Source organism: Pseudomonas sp. (assembly GCF_049300855.1).
Taxonomy (GTDB): Bacteria; Pseudomonadota; Gammaproteobacteria; order Pseudomonadales; family Pseudomonadaceae; genus Aquipseudomonas.
In genome coordinates this window covers 14,554-30,809 of sequence record NZ_JBAQKH010000059.1, presented here as the reverse complement: position 1 = coordinate 30,809, position 16,256 = coordinate 14,554, and the positions used below count along the sequence as shown (strand labels likewise).

Annotated in this window: 18 protein-coding genes and 1 pseudogene; 10 read left to right on the top strand and 9 right to left on the bottom strand. The window is 58.8% G+C overall.

Annotated features, from left to right (window positions below; genetic code table 11):
• Positions 1–29: 29 nt before the first annotated feature.
• Together WA225_RS27920 and upp are read right to left on the bottom strand one after the other, a co-directional pair.
• Positions 30–1,304, bottom strand: coding sequence for a uracil-xanthine permease family protein (locus WA225_RS27920; RefSeq protein ID WP_422610435.1), 1,275 nt, complete (start codon positions 1,302–1,304; stop codon positions 30–32).
• A gap of 2 nt (positions 1,305–1,306) precedes the next feature.
• On the bottom strand, positions 1,307–1,945 hold the full coding sequence (gene upp / locus WA225_RS27915) for a uracil phosphoribosyltransferase (RefSeq protein ID WP_007912842.1): 639 nt from the start codon (positions 1,943–1,945) through the stop codon (positions 1,307–1,309).
• A gap of 175 nt (positions 1,946–2,120) precedes the next feature.
• Between upp and WA225_RS27910 the strand changes: the two genes are divergently transcribed.
• From WA225_RS27910 to WA225_RS27900, 3 genes are all read left to right on the top strand, one after another.
• Positions 2,121–2,678 (top strand): hypoxanthine-guanine phosphoribosyltransferase, encoded by a 558-nt coding sequence (locus tag WA225_RS27910; RefSeq protein WP_016987197.1) that lies wholly within the window; start codon positions 2,121–2,123, stop codon positions 2,676–2,678.
• 179 nt (positions 2,679–2,857) lie between these two features.
• Positions 2,858–3,337, top strand: a complete 480-nt coding sequence (locus WA225_RS27905; protein ID WP_422610434.1) for a hypothetical protein — start codon at positions 2,858–2,860, stop codon at positions 3,335–3,337.
• 63 nt (positions 3,338–3,400) lie between these two features.
• Positions 3,401–3,688 carry a PA4642 family protein gene (locus WA225_RS27900; RefSeq protein WP_008086140.1) on the top strand — a complete coding sequence of 96 codons (288 nt, stop codon included), beginning with the start codon at positions 3,401–3,403 and terminating at the stop codon, positions 3,686–3,688.
• Between the two features lie 67 nt (positions 3,689–3,755).
• Here the strand turns inward: WA225_RS27900 and mqo are convergent, their stop codons facing one another.
• Complete coding sequence (gene mqo / locus WA225_RS27895; protein WP_422610433.1) at positions 3,756–5,264, bottom strand: malate dehydrogenase (quinone); 1,509 nt, start codon at positions 5,262–5,264, stop codon at positions 3,756–3,758.
• Between the two features lie 705 nt (positions 5,265–5,969).
• Entirely contained in the window at positions 5,970–6,203 is a 234-nt protein-coding gene (locus WA225_RS27890; protein WP_007912834.1) for a hypothetical protein, read from the bottom strand.
• A 204-nt stretch (positions 6,204–6,407) separates the two neighbouring features.
• Here WA225_RS27890 and WA225_RS27885 point away from each other — a divergent pair, with 204 nt between their 5' ends.
• The gene (locus WA225_RS27885) at positions 6,408–6,992 is read left to right on the top strand and encodes a YajG family lipoprotein (protein WP_095190594.1); all 585 of its coding nucleotides are present in this window, start codon (positions 6,408–6,410) and stop codon (positions 6,990–6,992) included.
• A gap of 279 nt (positions 6,993–7,271) precedes the next feature.
• Here WA225_RS27885 and WA225_RS27880 read toward each other — a convergent pair whose 3' ends face one another.
• Positions 7,272–7,478 carry a hypothetical protein gene (locus WA225_RS27880; protein ID WP_008083982.1) on the bottom strand — a complete coding sequence of 69 codons (207 nt, stop codon included), beginning with the start codon at positions 7,476–7,478 and terminating at the stop codon, positions 7,272–7,274.
• Between the two features lie 193 nt (positions 7,479–7,671).
• On the opposite strand from WA225_RS27880, the gene WA225_RS27875 reads away from it, so the two are divergent.
• Positions 7,672–7,950 (top strand): hypothetical protein, encoded by a 279-nt coding sequence (locus WA225_RS27875; protein WP_016985168.1) that lies wholly within the window; start codon positions 7,672–7,674, stop codon positions 7,948–7,950.
• Between the two features lie 61 nt (positions 7,951–8,011).
• Here WA225_RS27875 and WA225_RS27870 read toward each other — a convergent pair whose 3' ends face one another.
• Entirely contained in the window at positions 8,012–9,175 is a 1,164-nt protein-coding gene (locus tag WA225_RS27870; protein ID WP_422610432.1) for a 1-acyl-sn-glycerol-3-phosphate acyltransferase, read from the bottom strand.
• A 142-nt stretch (positions 9,176–9,317) separates the two neighbouring features.
• Between WA225_RS27870 and WA225_RS27865 the strand changes: the two genes are divergently transcribed.
• The 4 genes from WA225_RS27865 to WA225_RS27850 all read left to right on the top strand — a co-directional run bounded on the left by WA225_RS27865 (position 9,318) and on the right by WA225_RS27850 (position 12,178).
• Positions 9,318–9,500, top strand: coding sequence for a CPXCG motif-containing cysteine-rich protein (locus WA225_RS27865; protein WP_093441321.1), 183 nt, complete (start codon positions 9,318–9,320; stop codon positions 9,498–9,500).
• 9 nt (positions 9,501–9,509) lie between these two features.
• Complete coding sequence (locus WA225_RS27860) at positions 9,510–9,770, top strand: putative signal transducing protein (protein WP_025109321.1); 261 nt, start codon at positions 9,510–9,512, stop codon at positions 9,768–9,770.
• Between the two features lie 36 nt (positions 9,771–9,806).
• Positions 9,807–10,430: an SOS response-associated peptidase gene (locus WA225_RS27855; RefSeq protein ID WP_422610431.1), complete on the top strand. Its 624-nt coding sequence runs from the start codon at positions 9,807–9,809 to the stop codon at positions 10,428–10,430.
• Positions 10,431–10,591: 161 nt separating this feature from the next.
• On the top strand, positions 10,592–12,178 hold the full coding sequence (locus WA225_RS27850) for a trypsin-like serine peptidase (protein WP_422610430.1): 1,587 nt from the start codon (positions 10,592–10,594) through the stop codon (positions 12,176–12,178).
• 140 nt (positions 12,179–12,318) lie between these two features.
• On the opposite strand, the gene WA225_RS27845 is transcribed toward WA225_RS27850, so the two are convergent.
• Together WA225_RS27845 and WA225_RS27840 are read right to left on the bottom strand one after the other, a co-directional pair.
• A complete protein-coding gene (locus tag WA225_RS27845; protein WP_422610485.1) occupies positions 12,319–13,062 on the bottom strand; it encodes a methyl-accepting chemotaxis protein in 744 nt (247 codons plus the stop codon).
• A 111-nt stretch (positions 13,063–13,173) separates the two neighbouring features.
• Positions 13,174–13,371: pseudogene (locus WA225_RS27840) on the bottom strand (HAMP domain-containing protein); the annotation flags it as partial.
• Positions 13,372–14,722: 1,351 nt separating this feature from the next.
• Here WA225_RS27840 and WA225_RS27835 point away from each other — a divergent pair.
• Positions 14,723–15,541, top strand: a complete 819-nt coding sequence (locus tag WA225_RS27835; protein WP_422610429.1) for a M48 family metallopeptidase — start codon at positions 14,723–14,725, stop codon at positions 15,539–15,541.
• A gap of 49 nt (positions 15,542–15,590) precedes the next feature.
• Here the strand turns inward: WA225_RS27835 and WA225_RS27830 are convergent, their stop codons facing one another.
• A complete protein-coding gene (locus tag WA225_RS27830; protein ID WP_007912813.1) occupies positions 15,591–16,175 on the bottom strand; it encodes a TMEM165/GDT1 family protein in 585 nt (194 codons plus the stop codon).
• Between the last annotated feature and the right edge of the window lie 81 nt (positions 16,176–16,256).

Sequence of the window (16,256 nt, the reverse complement as noted above, 5' to 3'; positions counted from 1 at the left end):
AGAGCGTGGGAACGATCAGATCTAAGGCTTTAGATCAGCGGCTCATCCGCCTTCTTGTTCTTCCAGCCATCATTGCCCGGCAGAATCAGGTTCAGCGCAATCGCCACCACCGCGCACAGCGCGATGCCTTTGAGGCCGAAATCATCCGGGCCAGTCCCGGTGCCGACCAGCACACCGCCAATCCCGAACACCAACGTTACTGACACGATCACCAGATTGCGTGCTTCGCCCAGATCGATCTTGTGACGGATCAGAGTGTTCATCCCCACCGCCGCGATCGAGCCGAACAGCAAGCACAGAATCCCGCCCATCACCGGCACCGGAATGCTTTGCAGCAGCGCGCCGAACTTGCCGATGAACGCCAGGGTGATGGCAAAAACCGCCGCCCAGGTCATGATTTTCGGGTTGTAGTTCTTGGTCAGCATCACTGCGCCGGTTACTTCGGCGTAAGTGGTGTTTGGCGGGCCGCCAAACAGACCGGCTGCGGTGGTGGCAATGCCGTCACCGAGCAAGGTGCGATGCAGGCCCGGCTTCTTCAGGTAGTCACGACCGGTCACGCTACCCACGGCAATCACGCCGCCGATGTGCTCGATGGCCGGGGCCAATGCCACCGGAACGATGAACAGGATCGCCTGCCAGTTGAACTCCGGCGCGGTGAAGTGCGGAATCGCGAACCAAGGCGCTGCGGCAATCTTCGCCGTGTCGACCACGCCGAAATAGAACGCCATGGCAAAACCGACCAGTACGCCGGAAATGATCGGCACCAGACGGAAGATGCCTTTGCCGAACACTGCCACGATCAGCGTGGTCAGTAATGCTGGCATCGAGATCATCATCGCGGTCTGGTAATGGATCAGTTCAGAACCGTCACCAGCCTTGCCCATCGCCATGTTCGCGGCAATCGGCGCCATGGCCAGGCCGATGGAAATGATCACCGGACCAATCACCACCGGTGGCAGCAAACGGTCGATAAAACCGGTGCCTTTGATCTTCACGGCAAGGCCGAGGAAGGTGTAGACGAAACCGGCCGCCATCACGCCGCCCATGGTCGCGGCGAGGCCGAACTGGCCCTTGGCGAGAATGATCGGGGTGATGAAAGCGAAGCTCGACGCGAGGAACACCGGCACCTGACGCCCGGTGACGATCTGGAACAGGATCGTCCCAAGACCTGCGGTAAACAGTGCCACGTTCGGGTCCAGGCCCGTGATCAGCGGCATCAGCACCAGGGCGCCGAAAGCCACGAACAGCATCTGGGCGCCGGACAGCACCGTGCGCCAGAGCGGATCGTTGAACTCTTGCTGCATGGTTACGCGTCCTTCTGCTTGGTGCCGAAGATTTTGTCACCGGCGTCGCCAAGTCCAGGGATGATGTAACCGTGCTCGTTCAAGCGCTCATCGATGGACGCGGTGTAGATGGTCACGTCCGGGTGAGCTTTTTCTACTGCTGCAATGCCTTCCGGCGCGGCAACCAGCACCATCGCACGGATGTCTTTGCAGCCAGCTTTTTTCAACAGATCAATGGTCGCAACCATCGAGCTGCCGGTAGCGAGCATCGGGTCGATGATCATCGCCAACCGTTCGTCGATTTCCGGAACCAGCTTTTCCAGATAGGTGTGCGCTTGCAGGGTTTCTTCGTTACGGGCGACACCCACAGCGGAAACCTTGGCGCCCGGGATCAGGCTCAGCACGCCTTCAAGCATGCCGATACCGGCGCGCAGAATCGGCACGACGGTGATCTTCTTGCCGGCGATTTTCTCGACCGACACAGTGCCGCACCAGCCTGCAATATCGTAGGACTCCAGCGGCAAATCTTTTGTAGCTTCATAGGTCAACAGGGCGCCGACTTCCTGAGCGAGCTCACGGAAATTCTTGGTGCTGATATCGGCGCGGCGCATCAGGCCGAGTTTATGACGGATCAGCGGATGGCGGATCTCGAGGATGGGCATGGAAAAACTCCGGCGGCGGGCAAAAAAACCGGCCTAGATTAATCTATCCGAGGGTGATGTCCTATAGGACATTCTGTACGTTAGTCCATTAAGGCTTGATTCGACCGCGCTAGATGCGTACCTTTGCCCGCTTTTCGCGGTTATACCCCCCGCCAACCACCCCCCGGAGAGCGCCATGTCCGCTGATCTCGAGCATATCCGTCAAATCATGCGAGAGGCTGACTGCCTGTACACCGAGTCTGAAGTCGAGGCCGCCATCGCCCGCGTCGGTGCACAAATCAACGAACAACTGGCTGACAGCAACCCGGTGGTGTTCTGCGTGATGAACGGCGGCCTGATCTTCTCCGGCAAACTGCTGACACATCTGCAATTCCCGCTGGAAGCGTCCTACCTGCACGCGACCCGTTATCGCAACGAAACCAGCGGCGGCGACCTGTTCTGGAAAGCCAAGCCGGAAGTCTCGTTCATCGACCGTGACGTGCTGATCATCGACGACATCCTCGATGAAGGTCACACCCTGGGCGCGATCATCGACTTCTGCAAACACGCCGGCGCGCGCAAAGTGCACACCGCTGTGTTGATCGACAAGGATCACGACCGCAAGGCGCGTCCTGACCTGAAAGCCGATTTCGTCGGCCTGCCGTGCATCGATCGCTACATCTTCGGTTACGGCATGGACTACAAAGGCTACTGGCGCAACGCCAACGGGATCTTTGCCGTAAAAGGCATGTAATCCGCGCCTCGATCTAAATGTGGGAGCGAGCTTGCTCGCGAAAGCGGTGTATCAGTCGACATCTGTTTTGAATGTCAGTCCGCCTTCGCGAGCAAGCTCGCTCCCACAGTTGTTTTGTGTGTGCTGATCCATCCGCGATACCCATGCTAGAGTGCTCGGCCCCGTCCCCGGAGCCTGTCATGCGCCTCTTGATCCGCAGCTTTGCCGCCCTGTTGCTGGCCCTCAGCCTGCCGCTGTCCGCCGCGCCGATGCACAGCCAGTTCCTGCCGCCGGACGATCTGACCGTGCGCGATGCCGAGCCCGAGCAGCAGCAACTCATGCAGGTCAGCGATTACTCCGTGGTGGTCGGCGCACAACGCCAGTCCAATCAGCAGCCGATCCCGGTCACCTCACCGCTGATGATTCGCCTCAAGGGCAAGTCCCTGAACAAGGGCGCGAGCATCACCCAGGTGTTGGTCAATTTCGACGGCGAAAGCAAAAGCCTGAAAAAACCGCTGTATGACGACAAGAGCAAAACCCTGACGTTGTTTTATCCACAGGCGCAATACCGCGTGATCATCGATCTGCTGCGTAACGACACCGTGTATGTGCAGTTCCTCAGTTATGCCAACGGCCACATCTGGGCCGATTTACACACCGGGGCGGTGCGATCGCGTTGAGCCCTGAGCCTGCGCAGGGGTAAACTGCCCGCCCCGTGTCATGTCTGCGAGCTGGAGTCGGCAATGCGTAAAGATAAGAAACAAGTGATTGGTGACGAGATCGGCGATGAGCAGATCAAGCTGTTCCTCGATTTTGAGCCGGTCGACGCCACCTCGCCGTCGCTGCACAAACTGATCAAGGCTTACCGTGGTCTGCGTATCGACGACTTCGAGCGCTTTCTGGGCTTCTTCGTCGCGGCGGGTTATGACGTTGATGGCAAGGACGAGCAGGGCAAGACCTTCGTTGACCTGATCGCCGATCAGCGCAACGCCCCGGAATACATCGAGCTGATCGAAAAGTCCCGCACCTGAGACTTTTCCCAAGCATAAAAAAACGCCCCGCACTCAGTGAGTACGGGGCGTTTTTTATGCCGCAAGATCAAGCGTAGCTTGGGGTCTCGCTGCTTTCTTCAACCAGCTCCAGCGCGATGTTGTTCTGCGTGTTGATCTTGCGATACAGCGCAGCATCGGTTTCCAGCACCTTTTCACGGGCCGGGAAGATCTCGGCCAGTTTGCCAGCCCACTCACCCTTGGCCTTGGCCGGGAAGCACTTCTCGATCAGTTCCAGCATGATCGAAACGGTTACCGATGCGCCTGGCGAAGCACCGAGCAGGGCGGCGAGGGAACCGTCCTTGGCCGAAACCAGTTCGGTACCGAACTGCAGGATGCCGCCCTTTTTCGGGTCTTTCTTGATGATCTGCACGCGTTGGCCGGCCACTTCCAGGCGCCAGTCTTCGGCTTTCGCCTCGGGGTAGAAACGGCGCAGGGAATCCAGACGCTGTTCCATCGATTGCATCACTTCGCTGACCAGGTACTTGGTCAGGTCCATGTTGTTTTTCGCCACCGCCAGCATCGGCCCGATGTTGCCGGCGCGAACCGACAGCGGCAGGTCCATGAAGGAGCCGTGCTTGAGGAACTTGGTGGTGAAACCGGCGTATGGCCCGAACAGCAGGGATTTCTTGCCGTCGACCACGCGGGTGTCGAGGTGCGGCACCGACATCGGTGGCGAACCCACGGCGGCCTGGCTGTACACCTTGGCCTGGTGCTGTTTGACCACTTCCGGGTTGTCGCAACGCAGCCACTGGCCGCTGATCGGGAAGCCGCCGAAGCCTTTGCTTTCCTCGATGCCCGAAGCCTGCAGCAACGGCAGTGCCGCGCCGCCCGCGCCGAGGAAGACGAATTTGGCGTCGACTTCACGAGTGCTGCCGCTGTTGACGTCCTTGATGCTGACGGTCCAGCCGCTGCCGTTACGCTTGAGGCCAGTCACGCGCTTGCAGTATTTGACTTGAGCGTCGGGTGCGCTGGTCAGGTGCTTGAGCAACTGATTGGTCAGGGCGCCGAAGTTGACGTCGGTGCCGTTCATCACGCGGGTCGCGGCAAGGACTTCGTCCGGTGAGCGGCCCGGCATCATCAGCGGCATCCACTCGGCCATCTTGGCCTTGTCTTCGGTGTACTCCATGTCGGCGAACGCGTGATGCTTGTGCAGCACGTCGAAGCGGGACTTGAGGAAGGACACACCATTGTCGCCCTGGACAAAACTCAGGTGCGGCACCGGGCTGATGAAGGATTTGCACGAGCCGAACGTGCCTTTTTTGGTCAGGTACGACCAGAACTGCTTCGACACCTCGAACTGAGTGTTGATGTGCACGGCTTTCTTGATGTCGACGGTGCCGTCGGCGGCTTGCGGCGTGTAGTTCAGCTCGCACAGGCCGGCGTGACCGGTACCGGCGTTGTTCCACGGGTTGGAACTCTCCGCCGCACCGGAATCCATCAGCTCGACGACTTCCAGCTTGATCGCGGGGTCGAGCTCTTTGAGCAGTACTGCCAGGGTGGCACTCATGATGCCGGCCCCAACCAGAACTACGTCGACTGCTTCGTTATGCGCCATTTAACGCGTCTCCAAAATCTGCAGCACCAAATTGTCGGCATGGCTGCCAGGCGTTCCGGGACAGATCAATGGTGTCCCAGCTATCCATGGTCAGGTCGCCATGTCCGAATCTTCGCAATTTTTCGCAACTTCGACGGATGCGTGCGGCCTGGCTTTCAAGAGCTCCATGAACTCATTTCAGCACGTGGCTGGCAATTCGACTTATGGTCGAGACATCCGTTTTTGTGCAACCAAATCCGTAGCGGACAGGCTTCAGGCTCCGATGTTCGAGGTGTACCCGGTCCTGTGTCGTTGGGCTGTTTCAGACGCTAATGGTGCATGTTCAGACGCAAAACTATTCATTTGCTCGCCACACTCTTGTGAAGTTGTGAAAACCCGTTTTTTTCACGCTCTTTTGAAGACGTGAACCTCAAAAAAGGGCTGTCCAGGCTTGGCACCGTGCCCGAAGGGCAAAACAACGCGGCGGCCGAGCGTATGACAGCTCTGCAGATTCGCGAAAAGCGGGTTTTTGCCGGAAGAACAGGCAAGCGCGCCAACTTCACTCGATCTGTGTGGGCGGCTCTCTGTGGGCGATTTTGATGTCGATGCATACGCATTGACGCTGTTGCGGGGCCCGATCAGGAGACGTCCTTATAATCGGGGGGAGATTGTATCGAAGAAATGCGCGCAGTTGCTCGTGTTTAATGACTTTTATTAGGCATCCGGTCAGATGCTCAACATCGCCTGCACCCGTGCACGGGGCTGCGACGCTATGACGCGGGCGCTGGCGGGCAGTGGCTGGTGCAGCCAGTTGAGGCGGATTTCTTCGATTTCCACCCAACCGTCGCCCATCGGTTGCAGGCTGCACTGCTTGAATGCCTGGCAGTGGCCGTTGCGGTCGAGCAGGGCAAAGCTGCGGTGCAGCGGGCGCGGAGCGAACAACGAGATCAGATAACGCATGATTGAGTACCTTGTGGGGGACTGATTGCAAGGTTGCCAATGCGCCGTGACGTGAGCGTGTATGCCGGGTGAATAATCTGTGACAGGAACCGCTTTCCCACGGCTTTGTCAGACATTTCAGTATTCGCTGCCGGGCGCTGGTTACCCGCAGTGGCCCACCGCTATACTGCCGGCCTGTTTGTGCCTGATTCTGGAGAGAAGAGCATGTTGCAACGCCTGTTGTTCGGTTTGATCACTGTGGCCGGTTTGACCCTGGCCGGCTGCGCCCACAGCCCGCAACAACTGAGTCCGGAGCCGAAGCTGACCACTCAGTTGGCAGCGGTCGGCCGTGGCCAGCCAGTCGTCGTGCGCGTGGTTGACGGTCGTCCGTCGCCAACCCTCGGTACTCGTGGCGGTCTGTACCCGGAAACCAGCGCCATCACCGTGCAGCGCGAGCAGATCCTGCCGAAGTTGCAGGCTCAGGCTGAAGCCGCCGTGCGTCTGCTCGGCTTCACCCCGACCAACAATGCGCCAAACGCTCCGCAACTGACCGTGACCCTGGCCGAGCTGAAATACCAGTCGCCGAAAGAAGGCATGTACGTGACCGAAGCGACCATCGGCGCAACCTTCCGCTCCGACGTACAGAACGCCAACCGTCGCTACAGCGGCCGTTACGGCGCTTCGCTGGACCAGCGTTTCGGCATGGCGCCGAACCAGGAAACCAACACCAAACTGGTCAGCGATGTATTGAGCGATGCGCTGACGCGTCTGTTCAAGGATCCGACGGTGGGTCAGGTTCTGGCTGAGTAAGTTTTCGGCAGATGTGAAAAAGCCCGGGGCCAGTGATGGTTCCGGGCTTTTTTGTGGGTGTCAGGTTCGGGACTTGTGGCGTATGGGAAATCGATCCCCCTCACCCCAGCCCTCTCCCCCAAGGGGGCGAGGGGGAAAGGGAGCCGATCGGGGGCTTTTCAGAATCTGAGTTCGGCTGGATATTTCAGGTCGATGCACCTCGAAAATCCACCTCGGTCAGTCCCCTCTCCCTACGGGCGGTCCGACGTTTCGGCAGGGCCAGGGTGAGGGGCTTTTGACTCAGGCAGCCTGGGAATAAAAGTCGAGCACGCTAACGCCCGTCAGCAAATCCGTCTCAGGCAAATCCGCATGCTGATGCCCGCCCAGCGCGCAATACACCAGCCAATGGCGATCCTGGACATTGAAGGCGAGGCTGCCGACGAGGCTTTGCTGTTCGTCGTAAGGGGTAATGAGGTAAAGGCGATCCTGGTTTTCAGCGTGGAGCATGACGCGTTCCATGTGTGTTTCGAGGCGCGCAGGGTGGCCTATCCACATGACGATGCCGTGACACAGGACAGCCATCGGTCGATTGTCAGGTTATTTATCGCAAAGGCTGGGGCAGAGGAGGGCGGTTTCGGTAGAATCCGCGCCGCGGTCGTCGGTCTGGCGTCTGCCGTACCGGTTCAGATAGAGGTCTGTGATGTCGCTGCACTTGATGACGCTGTTTACCGCCCATCCCGCCAAATTGATCAACCTGCTGGCGCTGCTGTTGGCGTTTCCCGGCAGTTGGCTGTTGCATGCGACCCGCCGCCGTGAACAGCGCGCGATGGCCAGCATTGCCGCTCAGCGTCAGGCGCAGCCGAATGCCGAGCCGATCCTCGATTGGGCGACGTTGCGCATGAACCGGTTTTTCTATCGATTTGGTTTTGCTTGCTTGGGCTTGGCCCTGATTGTCTCGTGGATCAGCACGCGCTTCTGAAGGCTTCAGGCATAAAAAAACGGCGCCCGAAGGCGCCGTTTTTGCGTCTGCTGGAAACCGCTTACAGCGGCAACCCAGCCTTGACCCGGTACTGATTACGCACCGGCGTCGCATATTGCAGAACCAGATACGGGCGGTGCTCTTGCGGGCAAGCATCCAGCCGTTCCTGCCATTCTTCCTGGGCCTTGGCCAGCTCATCCGCCGGGAACACTTCGCCAGCTTTCGGCACATTCAACTGCGGATCCGCATCGGCCCACTGCGCGTACGCCAGGTAATGCACCGGGAATAACCGGTAACCGCCCAGAATTTGCTTGTCCATCTCGACCGCCAATTGCTTGGTGTCTTCGAACAGCTCGCTGATCGGCGCGGCAAAGTTTACGTGCACCCGGCCCTTGTAGCCGGTGATGCCCTTGGCAATGCTCACATCGTCCTCGCCCGGCGCTTTCGCGTAGGTGCCGGTGGTGGCGCGGATGTACAACTCGCGGGCCTTGGCCTGGTCGCACGGGTCGTATTCGTAGCTGATCGACACCGGGGTGACGTTCAGCGACTGGATCACTTCACCGAACGGCTCGTCCTTGCGGCTCATGTGGAACATCTTGAGGATCGCCGACTCGGTGCGGTCATCGCCGTCCTTCGCGCGGCCTTCAGCCTGAGCGATCCAGATCGAGGCGCAATCGTTGCGGATCGAGTGGTTGATGTACGCCGACAGCAATTGATACGCGGCCATTTTCTCGCGACGCCCGGTGATCGAACGGTGGACGATGAAGCTCTTGTTCAACCGCATCAGATCGCTGACAAATGGCTTTTGCAGCAAGTTGTCACCAATCGCGATGCGCGGCGTCGGCAGGCCGGCGTGGTACACGGCGTAGTTGACGAAGGCCGGGTCCATGACGATATCGCGATGGTTGGCGATGAACAGATAGGCGCTGCCGGACTTGAATTGCTCGACACCGGTGTAGGTCACGCCGTCGGTGGCGCGCTCGATGGTGTGGTCGACGTAGGACTCGACCTTGTCCTGCAACGTCGCCACCGAAGTCACGTCGGCGAACTCACGACGCAGCCGATGGGCTATAAGTGGTTTGAGCATCCAGCCGAAGGCACCGGCAAAACGCGGGAAGCGGAAGTGGGTGAGGATATCTAGAAACGCCTTGTCGCCGAGCAGTCTTGCCAGTACCACAGGTACTTCGCTGTCGTCGTAAGGTCGGATGGCATCGAATTCGCCCATCATGCTCTCTTGTTGGAAACGGCTAGGGTAAGTAAAGGTTTTGATCGAAAACCCGCGGGGCACGGTCTGAAAAAGTAGCCAGACAAAAATAGCCCTGCAAATAGACCGGCGATTATACGCACAAGTCACTTGGGAGACCGCGATGCTGGAAACCGCTGAATACGAATGTCCTTATTGTGGTGAAACGGTCGAGACGACAGTAGACCTGTCCGGCGGCGATCAGACCTATATCGAGGACTGTCAGGTGTGTTGCCGGCCGATCACGTTTGTCTTGCAGGTCCACGGAGAGGATTGGTTTCTGGAAGTCTTCAGCGAAAACGAGTGAGGCGCGCCCATGCAGCGAATCTACGAGCCGGAAAACCTGATGGAAGGCGAAATGCTCAAGGGCATGCTCGCCAGCGAAGGCATCGAGGCGCATCTGGTGGGCCGCGATCTGCTTGGCGGCACCGGTGAGCTGCCGATCTTCGGCTTGCTTGGGCTGTCCGTCGATAACGATCAGGCCGAATACGCTCGTGAGCTGATCACCGCGTACAATGCCGCGCTGCCGCTGCCCGGCGATGAACCGGAGAGCTTCCCCGGGACGCTGGTCTGTTAGGCTGAGCTTCGTTTTACTTCAGAGTCGTGTTGCCCCATGTGTGGACGTTATGCCCTGTTTCGCTGGAACCGCGATTTCGCGGCCCTGCCAGGTTTTCCCGCCGATCAGCAGGCGCAGTGGAACATTTCCCCCAATGATTCGGTGTTGATGCTGCGTGCCGGTGAAGCCGGCGAACGCACCCTGGCCCGCGCCCGTTGGGGGCTGACGCCGCCGTGGCTGACCGATCTGTCGAAAACCCCGGCGCATGCCCGCGCGGAAACCGTGGCCGAGCAACCGATGTTTCGTGAGGCGCTGCGCCAGCGTCGCTGCCTGCTGCCGGCGAATGGTTTCTATGAATGGCGCGGGACCCAGCGCAAACGGCCGTACTGGCTGACGCCGGGGGAGGGCGCTTCGCTGTTTTTCGCGGCGATCTGGGAGGCGTATCCGGTGCAGGAGCAGGTCTGGTTGAGCACCGCGGTGATTACGCAATCGGCGGCCAGTCAGCGGCGGCCGCTGATTCTCGATGAGGCCGGGCAGGCGGCGTGGCTCGATCCCGAGACGCCGTTGCATGTGTTGCAGGGGTTGCTGGCCAGTGAACCGGCGGCGTTGCGCGAGCGGGTGCTGGCGAATCTGATCAATGATCCGAAGCTCAATGGGCCGGAATGTTTGACGCCGGGCTAAACCGGATTTAAATGGCGCGGTATTGATAAGCCGACAGGCGGTCGTTATTTGGTCATTTACCTGTTATTTCTGACAGTAGACCCACTAAGACTTCGAGTATGTACTGCTCCAAAGGGGAACGATCATCCAGATCTACACGCCCCTGAATAAGGAGCGTTCATATGTTTGCACAATACCGATTGCCCTTGCGTTCATTGCGCTTGTCTCTGATTGCCCTGTCGGTGGCAAGTCTGTGGGTCCACACCAGTCACGCTGACAGCATGCTTATACCCGTGCCGAATTCGGCCGCGCGACCGTCGGCCGGGGTTGCTCCCTTGTTATCCGCCACTGATCCTGGATCGCAGCGATTCCGGCCGGTTGGAGAGATCCGGTCATTCATAGGCGTTGGATGGATGTGCACTGGGACGTTAGTCGCCAGCGTTGAGCGTCCAAGGGACGACCAGCCTGCATTGGTTGTTACTGCTGGTCATTGCAGTGTTAATGCCCGTCTGACCGGCGATAATGACGTTGTCATCGATTCGCCAATGCAACCCGGGTTTTATTTCACACCCAATTTTTTTTATGACAATCAAGCTGACCATCGTCGCTACGAGATTCGCCGAGTCGTCTATTCGACAATGAAAGGTACCGACCTTGGACTTTTGGAACTGAGCGCGACCTATGGTGAGCTCAGATCAGCAGGCATCAAGCCGACGCTTTTAAAAAACTTTGAACCCGTGGACAGGGCTATCGAATCCGCTCACATACCGTTTTTTGCAACGCCGGGCGGTGGTATTTTTTTACGTCACTCGGTCTGCAAGTCAGAGTCGGGCCGCCCGGTTTTCGAGAGTGAGGAGCCAATAAGAGTGAATTTTCCCTGGTTCTGGTCGCAATCACGTCCTAACGACTGCATTGGAGTATATGGCGGTTCTTCGGGTGCGCCGGTTTTCAGCAAGGATGGCCGCCAGGTAATCGCTGTGATCTCCACGTTAACCGACCCCGGTCATACCGGGTGCGGGTATGCACGCCCGTGCGAGTTGACCGACTCAGGAACGGTGAGTCGCAAGGACGCGGTTTATACCAATTCGGTCGATCAGTTCGTTGCTGCAATGCGACCTGATAACACTCTGGATCTAAGTAAGCTTGATCCGGGGACCGGGGTGAAGATGGAGCGGTCGGGTTCGTGGTCAACACGCTCAACGGTCGCAGATGCGGACGGTAAGCTACAACCCGCCCAGTGGAACTTGAAAGTCAGTGACGCCTTTGAGTTCATTCGCTTCAAGACGGGGCCGGCCAGTTCGATTCAGTGCGCGCAGGCAAAGGGCTATGGCGAGCCGATGAAGGTGACTGATCAGCCCCTCATCAAACTGGGGGTTGGCGATAAGGAAGGCATTCAGGCTATGTGCGTTATTGGTAAACGACTTGGCCAAGAACCTTGGCAAGCCATGCAATACGCCACAGTCAAACTACGTCAATTAGACAATACCCCGCCGACACAGACCCCAAACATATACGTGAGAGAAGATGAGGTCGGATTTTGGTCGGTCGGGAGTACGGTCACTTTTAATGAGAACAAGGAGTCTTATTATAAATTTGGCGCCCGCGATTCGACTAATTGCCAAAGTCATGAAGGGTATGCACTTTTTCATGATTTCCTACGCTTATCCAAGACCCAGGATTGGCGGTATTGCGCTTATGGCGTGGATGTGGCCGGCAATGCATCTCCTGTTGTCAGCCAGGACTTGGTGAGAAAAGAAAGTCGGCAGTAATGGGAATGCCTTCAGTCACTTCAGGGTGAAGTGGTCATTGCCATGCCTCTGCGCGTCTTGCACTTATCGATGGTGTTTAAATCGATAAGTGCAAGACTTGGCAGGTGTTAAGCCCTGTTGCGATCAGCCGCCGTAAGTGCTCAAACCTTGAACTGATTGATCAAGCGCCGCTGCTGCTCCGCCAGTTTGGTCAAATCCGCACTCGCCGAACTCGACTCATCCGCACCGCCCGCCACTTCATTGGCCACTTGGCCGATATTGATCACGTTACGGTTGATGTCATCGGCCACCGCGCTTTGCTCTTCTGCGGCACTGGCGATCTGCGTGTTCATGTCGTTGATCACCGACACCGCCTGCGTAATGGTCTCCAGCGCCTGCGCCGCTTTCGCCGCGTGCTGCACGCTTTCGTCAGTGCGGTTCTGGCTGTCTTCCATGACCCGCACCACGTCGCGAGTGCCTTGCTGCAGTTGCTGGATCATGGTCTGAATTTCTTCGGTGGCTTTTTGGGTTTTCTGCGCCAGATTGCGCACCTCGTCGGCCACCACGGCAAAGCCGCGACCTTGTTCACCGGCACGCGCCGCTTCAATCGCCGCGTTCAGCGCCAGCAGGTTGGTCTGCTCGGCAATCCCGCGAATCGCCGTGAGAATCGCATTGATGTTCTCGCTGTCCTTGGCCAGGGTCTGCACCACCTCCACAGCCTTGCCGATTTCCAGGGCCAGCACGCCGATCGAGTTCGAGGTGTCACGGACGATCTGCATGCCCTGACTGGCCGCCTGATCGGCATGACTGGCCGCTTGCGCTGCCTGCGTCGCGTTGCGTGCGACGTCCTGCGCGGTGGCGGTCATTTCCTGCACCGCGGTGGCCACTTGATCGATCTCGGCCATTTGTTTCTGGATGCCGATGTTGGTGCGAATGGCGATGTCGGCGGTGTGTTCCGAAGAATCGCTGACGCTCTGCACCGACGTCACCACCTGCGTGATCATCGCCTGCAACTTGGCCAAAAAGGTGTTGAAGCCCTTGGCGATCGAGCCCAGTTCATCACTGCGATCGCTGCTCAGGCGACGGGTCAGATCACCCTCGCCCTGCGCGATGTCATTGAGCATCGCGACCATCTGCTTCAGTGGCCGGGCGATGCCGTGGCCGACCAGCCAGATCACCAGCAGACCAAGGCCGGCGATGAGCAGACCGACCATGGCCATGCCGAAGGTGTCGGATTTGCGCTGGGCCTGGAGGTCGGCCTGAAGTTTTTGCAGATCCGCCATCACCGCGTCGAGCGGCAGTTGCAGCATCAGCGTCCAGCGTGCGTCGGTCTGGCCGATGCCGAACGGCAGGTACAGCTCGATGCGCCCCTTGTCCTTGTTGACCGAGTAAGTCACTTCGCCGCGCTTGAGATTGGCCATGTTGGCAATCTGCTCGGCGTCGAGGATGTCGCTGACTTTTTCGCCGAACTTGCTCGGGTCCTTGGTGTAGGCAACGATCCGGCCATTGCCGCCGATCAGGGCCATTTGCCCGGCGCCGCTGTAGAGTTTCTGGTTGGCGCCGAGGAGCATTTCCTGAATGAAGTTCACCGACAGGTCGGCGCCGACGATGCCCTGGAAGGCGCCGTTGAGCATGATCGGTTCGATAAAGGAGGCGAGCATGACGATCTTGTCGCCGACCTTGTACGGCGCCGGATCGATCACGCAGGATTTTTTGCTCTCTTTCGAGCACAGGTAGTACTCGCTGGCGCGCACGCCGGTAGACAGGACTTTCTGGTCATCGACGTCGACCAGTTTGTCCAGGCCGAGGGTGCCGTCATCGTTGCGGAACCACCATGGCAGGAAGCGTCCGTTGGCCGCGTCTATGCCGACCACGCTGGTGCCGACATAGGCCGCGTCGTTGTGGTCGAGGGCGTTCTTTTCCCAGCCGATGTAAGTGCCGAGAATCTTCGGGTTCTTTTCGACGTTCTCTTTGATCAGGTTGATCAGTTGCTCGCGGCTGACAGTGAGGCGCGGCTGACCATCGGCGCCCGGTGTGCCGAGCAGAGCGTTGATCCGCACCAGTCCGCCGGCAATCAGCAGCGGCGCTTCGAGTTCACGCTGGATCTGGCTGACCTGGGTTTGTGCCAGCGAAGTCAGGCGCTGTTCGATGACTTGCTCGAACTGGGCCTGGGTGCGCTGTTGCACCATGTCTTGCGTGCGCGCACCGGAAAATAGCGCATACAGCACCAGCGCGGCCACCACGCTGAGCACGATGGCGCCGGCCAGGGCGGCGACGGAAAACTGGATCGACTTGAACTTCATGGGAGCTCCGCACGCAAGAGGACGTCTGCGTTGATGTATCGGCAGTCGGGATTGGGCCATGAGTGCGAGGCGGTGCAATCGAAAGCCGATGTCGCAAATGGATCTGTGCGCGACGCAGTTGCACGGAGCTTGGCAGTCGCTGTGAATTTTTTACGACAGATCTGGTGGGAAACGTCTGAAAGTCGCTGCAACACGTCCGTTGTATCTGGCGTCGATACAATTACCCGCCTAGGATACGCGCAGGTTTTCAGGGAGCTTTTGAATGAACAAGACATTGGTTGTAAGTGCACTGAGCGCAGCGCTGTTGCTGGCCGGTTGTCAGTCGGTCAACACCACCAGCGGCGGCGCCGTGGGTGTGGAGCGCAAGCAGTACATGTTCAGCATGCTGTCCTCGCAAGAGGTCGACCAGATGTATGCCCAGTCGTATCAGAAGACTGTCGGTGAAGCCTCCAGCAAGGGTGTGCTGGACAAGACCAGTCCTGAGGCCAAACGGGTTCAGGCAATTGCCAATCGCTTGATCGCCCAGGCGCCGAAATTCCGTCCGGATGCGGCGCAATGGCAGTGGGAAGTCAATCTGATCAAGAGTGATGAACTCAACGCCAACTGCGGGCCTGGCGGCAAGATCATTTTCTACACCGGGCTGATCGACAGCCTGAAACTCACCGACGATGAAATCGCTGCGGTCATGGGCCATGAAATCGCCCACGCCTTGCGCGAGCACGGTCGTGAAGCGATGTCCAAGGCGTACGGCATTGAAATGGCCAAGCAGGGCGCGGGTGCGTTGCTCGGTCTGGGCCAGGACAGTCTGGCGCTGGCCGATACCGTGGCCAACTACGGCATGACTCTGCCGAACAGCCGCGCCAACGAAAACGAGGCTGACTTGATCGGTCTGGAACTGGCCGCACGCGCCGGCTACAACCCGAACGCCGCGATCACCCTGTGGAACAAGATGAGCAAGGCCTCGGAAGGTGCACCGCCGGAGTTCATGAGTACTCACCCGGCCTCGGCCAGCCGGATTGCTTCGTTGCAGGCGGCGATTCCGAAAGTCATGCCGTTGTACGAGCAAGCGCCGAAATCCTGAGTCGGTGATCGTTCCCACGCAGAGCGTGGGAACGATCCTTCTCTCAGGGTTAAACCCAGCCACTGCTCTGCATCGCCTTGTACACCGCGACGATGGCCAGAATCATGAACGCCGAAGCCGCGAGGCGGCGGATCAAGGTCAGCGGCAATTTGTCCGCAGCAAAATTACCCGCCAGAACCACCGGTACGTTGGCAATCAACATGCCCGCAGTGGTGCCGATAATTACCAGCCACAGATCCGGGTATTGCGCGGCGAGCATCACAGTCGCGACCTGAGTCTTGTCGCCCATTTCAGCCAGGAAGAACGCAATCAGCGTGGTCAGGAACGGCCCGAACTTGCGTGCGGTGCTGGTTTCATCGTCATCCATTTTGTCCGGAACCAACGTCCACAGCGCGGTGGCCGTAAAACTCGCGGCGAGGATCCAGTGCAGCGTCGCATTCGAGAAGAAACTGCCGAACCAGGCGCCTACCGCACCGGCTGCTGCGTGGTTGGCCAGGGTCGCGGCGACAATGCCGGCAATGATCGGCCAGGGTTTGCGAAAGCGAGCGGCGAGAATCAGCGCGAGCAGTTGCGTCTTGTCGCCGATTTCGGCCAAGGCAACGATTGCGGTGGGAACGAGTAACGAGTCCAGCATCAGGATTTCCTAAGGGGCGGGTCGACACGGCTATGACACGTACAGCCTTCCCGCCCCGGGTAAGGTGTGCGTGTCATAGGT

What these genes read in the sequence shown, in the direction of transcription:
- WA225_RS27830 (WP_007912813.1), bottom strand. Translation starts at nt 16,175, where the DNA reads ATGCTGGACTCGTTACTCGTTCCCACCGCAATCGTTGCCTTGGCCGAA.
- WA225_RS27850 (WP_422610430.1), top strand. Translation starts at nt 10,592, where the DNA reads ATGTTTGCACAATACCGATTGCCCTTGCGTTCATTGCGCTTGTCTCTG.
- WA225_RS27865 (WP_093441321.1), top strand. Translation starts at nt 9,318, where the DNA reads ATGCTGGAAACCGCTGAATACGAATGTCCTTATTGTGGTGAAACGGTC.
- WA225_RS27845 (WP_422610485.1), bottom strand. Translation starts at nt 13,062, where the DNA reads ATGGCCGAGATCGATCAAGTGGCCACCGCGGTGCAGGAAATGACCGCC.
- WA225_RS27875 (WP_016985168.1), top strand. Translation starts at nt 7,672, where the DNA reads ATGTCGCTGCACTTGATGACGCTGTTTACCGCCCATCCCGCCAAATTG.
- WA225_RS27910 (WP_016987197.1), top strand. Translation starts at nt 2,121, where the DNA reads ATGTCCGCTGATCTCGAGCATATCCGTCAAATCATGCGAGAGGCTGAC.
- WA225_RS27905 (WP_422610434.1), top strand. Translation starts at nt 2,858, where the DNA reads ATGCGCCTCTTGATCCGCAGCTTTGCCGCCCTGTTGCTGGCCCTCAGC.
- WA225_RS27885 (WP_095190594.1), top strand. Translation starts at nt 6,408, where the DNA reads ATGTTGCAACGCCTGTTGTTCGGTTTGATCACTGTGGCCGGTTTGACC.
- WA225_RS27855 (WP_422610431.1), top strand. Translation starts at nt 9,807, where the DNA reads ATGTGTGGACGTTATGCCCTGTTTCGCTGGAACCGCGATTTCGCGGCC.
- WA225_RS27900 (WP_008086140.1), top strand. Translation starts at nt 3,401, where the DNA reads ATGCGTAAAGATAAGAAACAAGTGATTGGTGACGAGATCGGCGATGAG.
- WA225_RS27835 (WP_422610429.1), top strand. Translation starts at nt 14,723, where the DNA reads ATGAACAAGACATTGGTTGTAAGTGCACTGAGCGCAGCGCTGTTGCTG.
- upp (WP_007912842.1), bottom strand. Translation starts at nt 1,945, where the DNA reads ATGCCCATCCTCGAGATCCGCCATCCGCTGATCCGTCATAAACTCGGC.
- WA225_RS27880 (WP_008083982.1), bottom strand. Translation starts at nt 7,478, where the DNA reads ATGCTCCACGCTGAAAACCAGGATCGCCTTTACCTCATTACCCCTTAC.
- WA225_RS27870 (WP_422610432.1), bottom strand. Translation starts at nt 9,175, where the DNA reads ATGGGCGAATTCGATGCCATCCGACCTTACGACGACAGCGAAGTACCT.
- WA225_RS27920 (WP_422610435.1), bottom strand. Translation starts at nt 1,304, where the DNA reads ATGCAGCAAGAGTTCAACGATCCGCTCTGGCGCACGGTGCTGTCCGGC.
- WA225_RS27860 (WP_025109321.1), top strand. Translation starts at nt 9,510, where the DNA reads ATGCAGCGAATCTACGAGCCGGAAAACCTGATGGAAGGCGAAATGCTC.
- WA225_RS27890 (WP_007912834.1), bottom strand. Translation starts at nt 6,203, where the DNA reads ATGCGTTATCTGATCTCGTTGTTCGCTCCGCGCCCGCTGCACCGCAGC.
- mqo (WP_422610433.1), bottom strand. Translation starts at nt 5,264, where the DNA reads ATGGCGCATAACGAAGCAGTCGACGTAGTTCTGGTTGGGGCCGGCATC.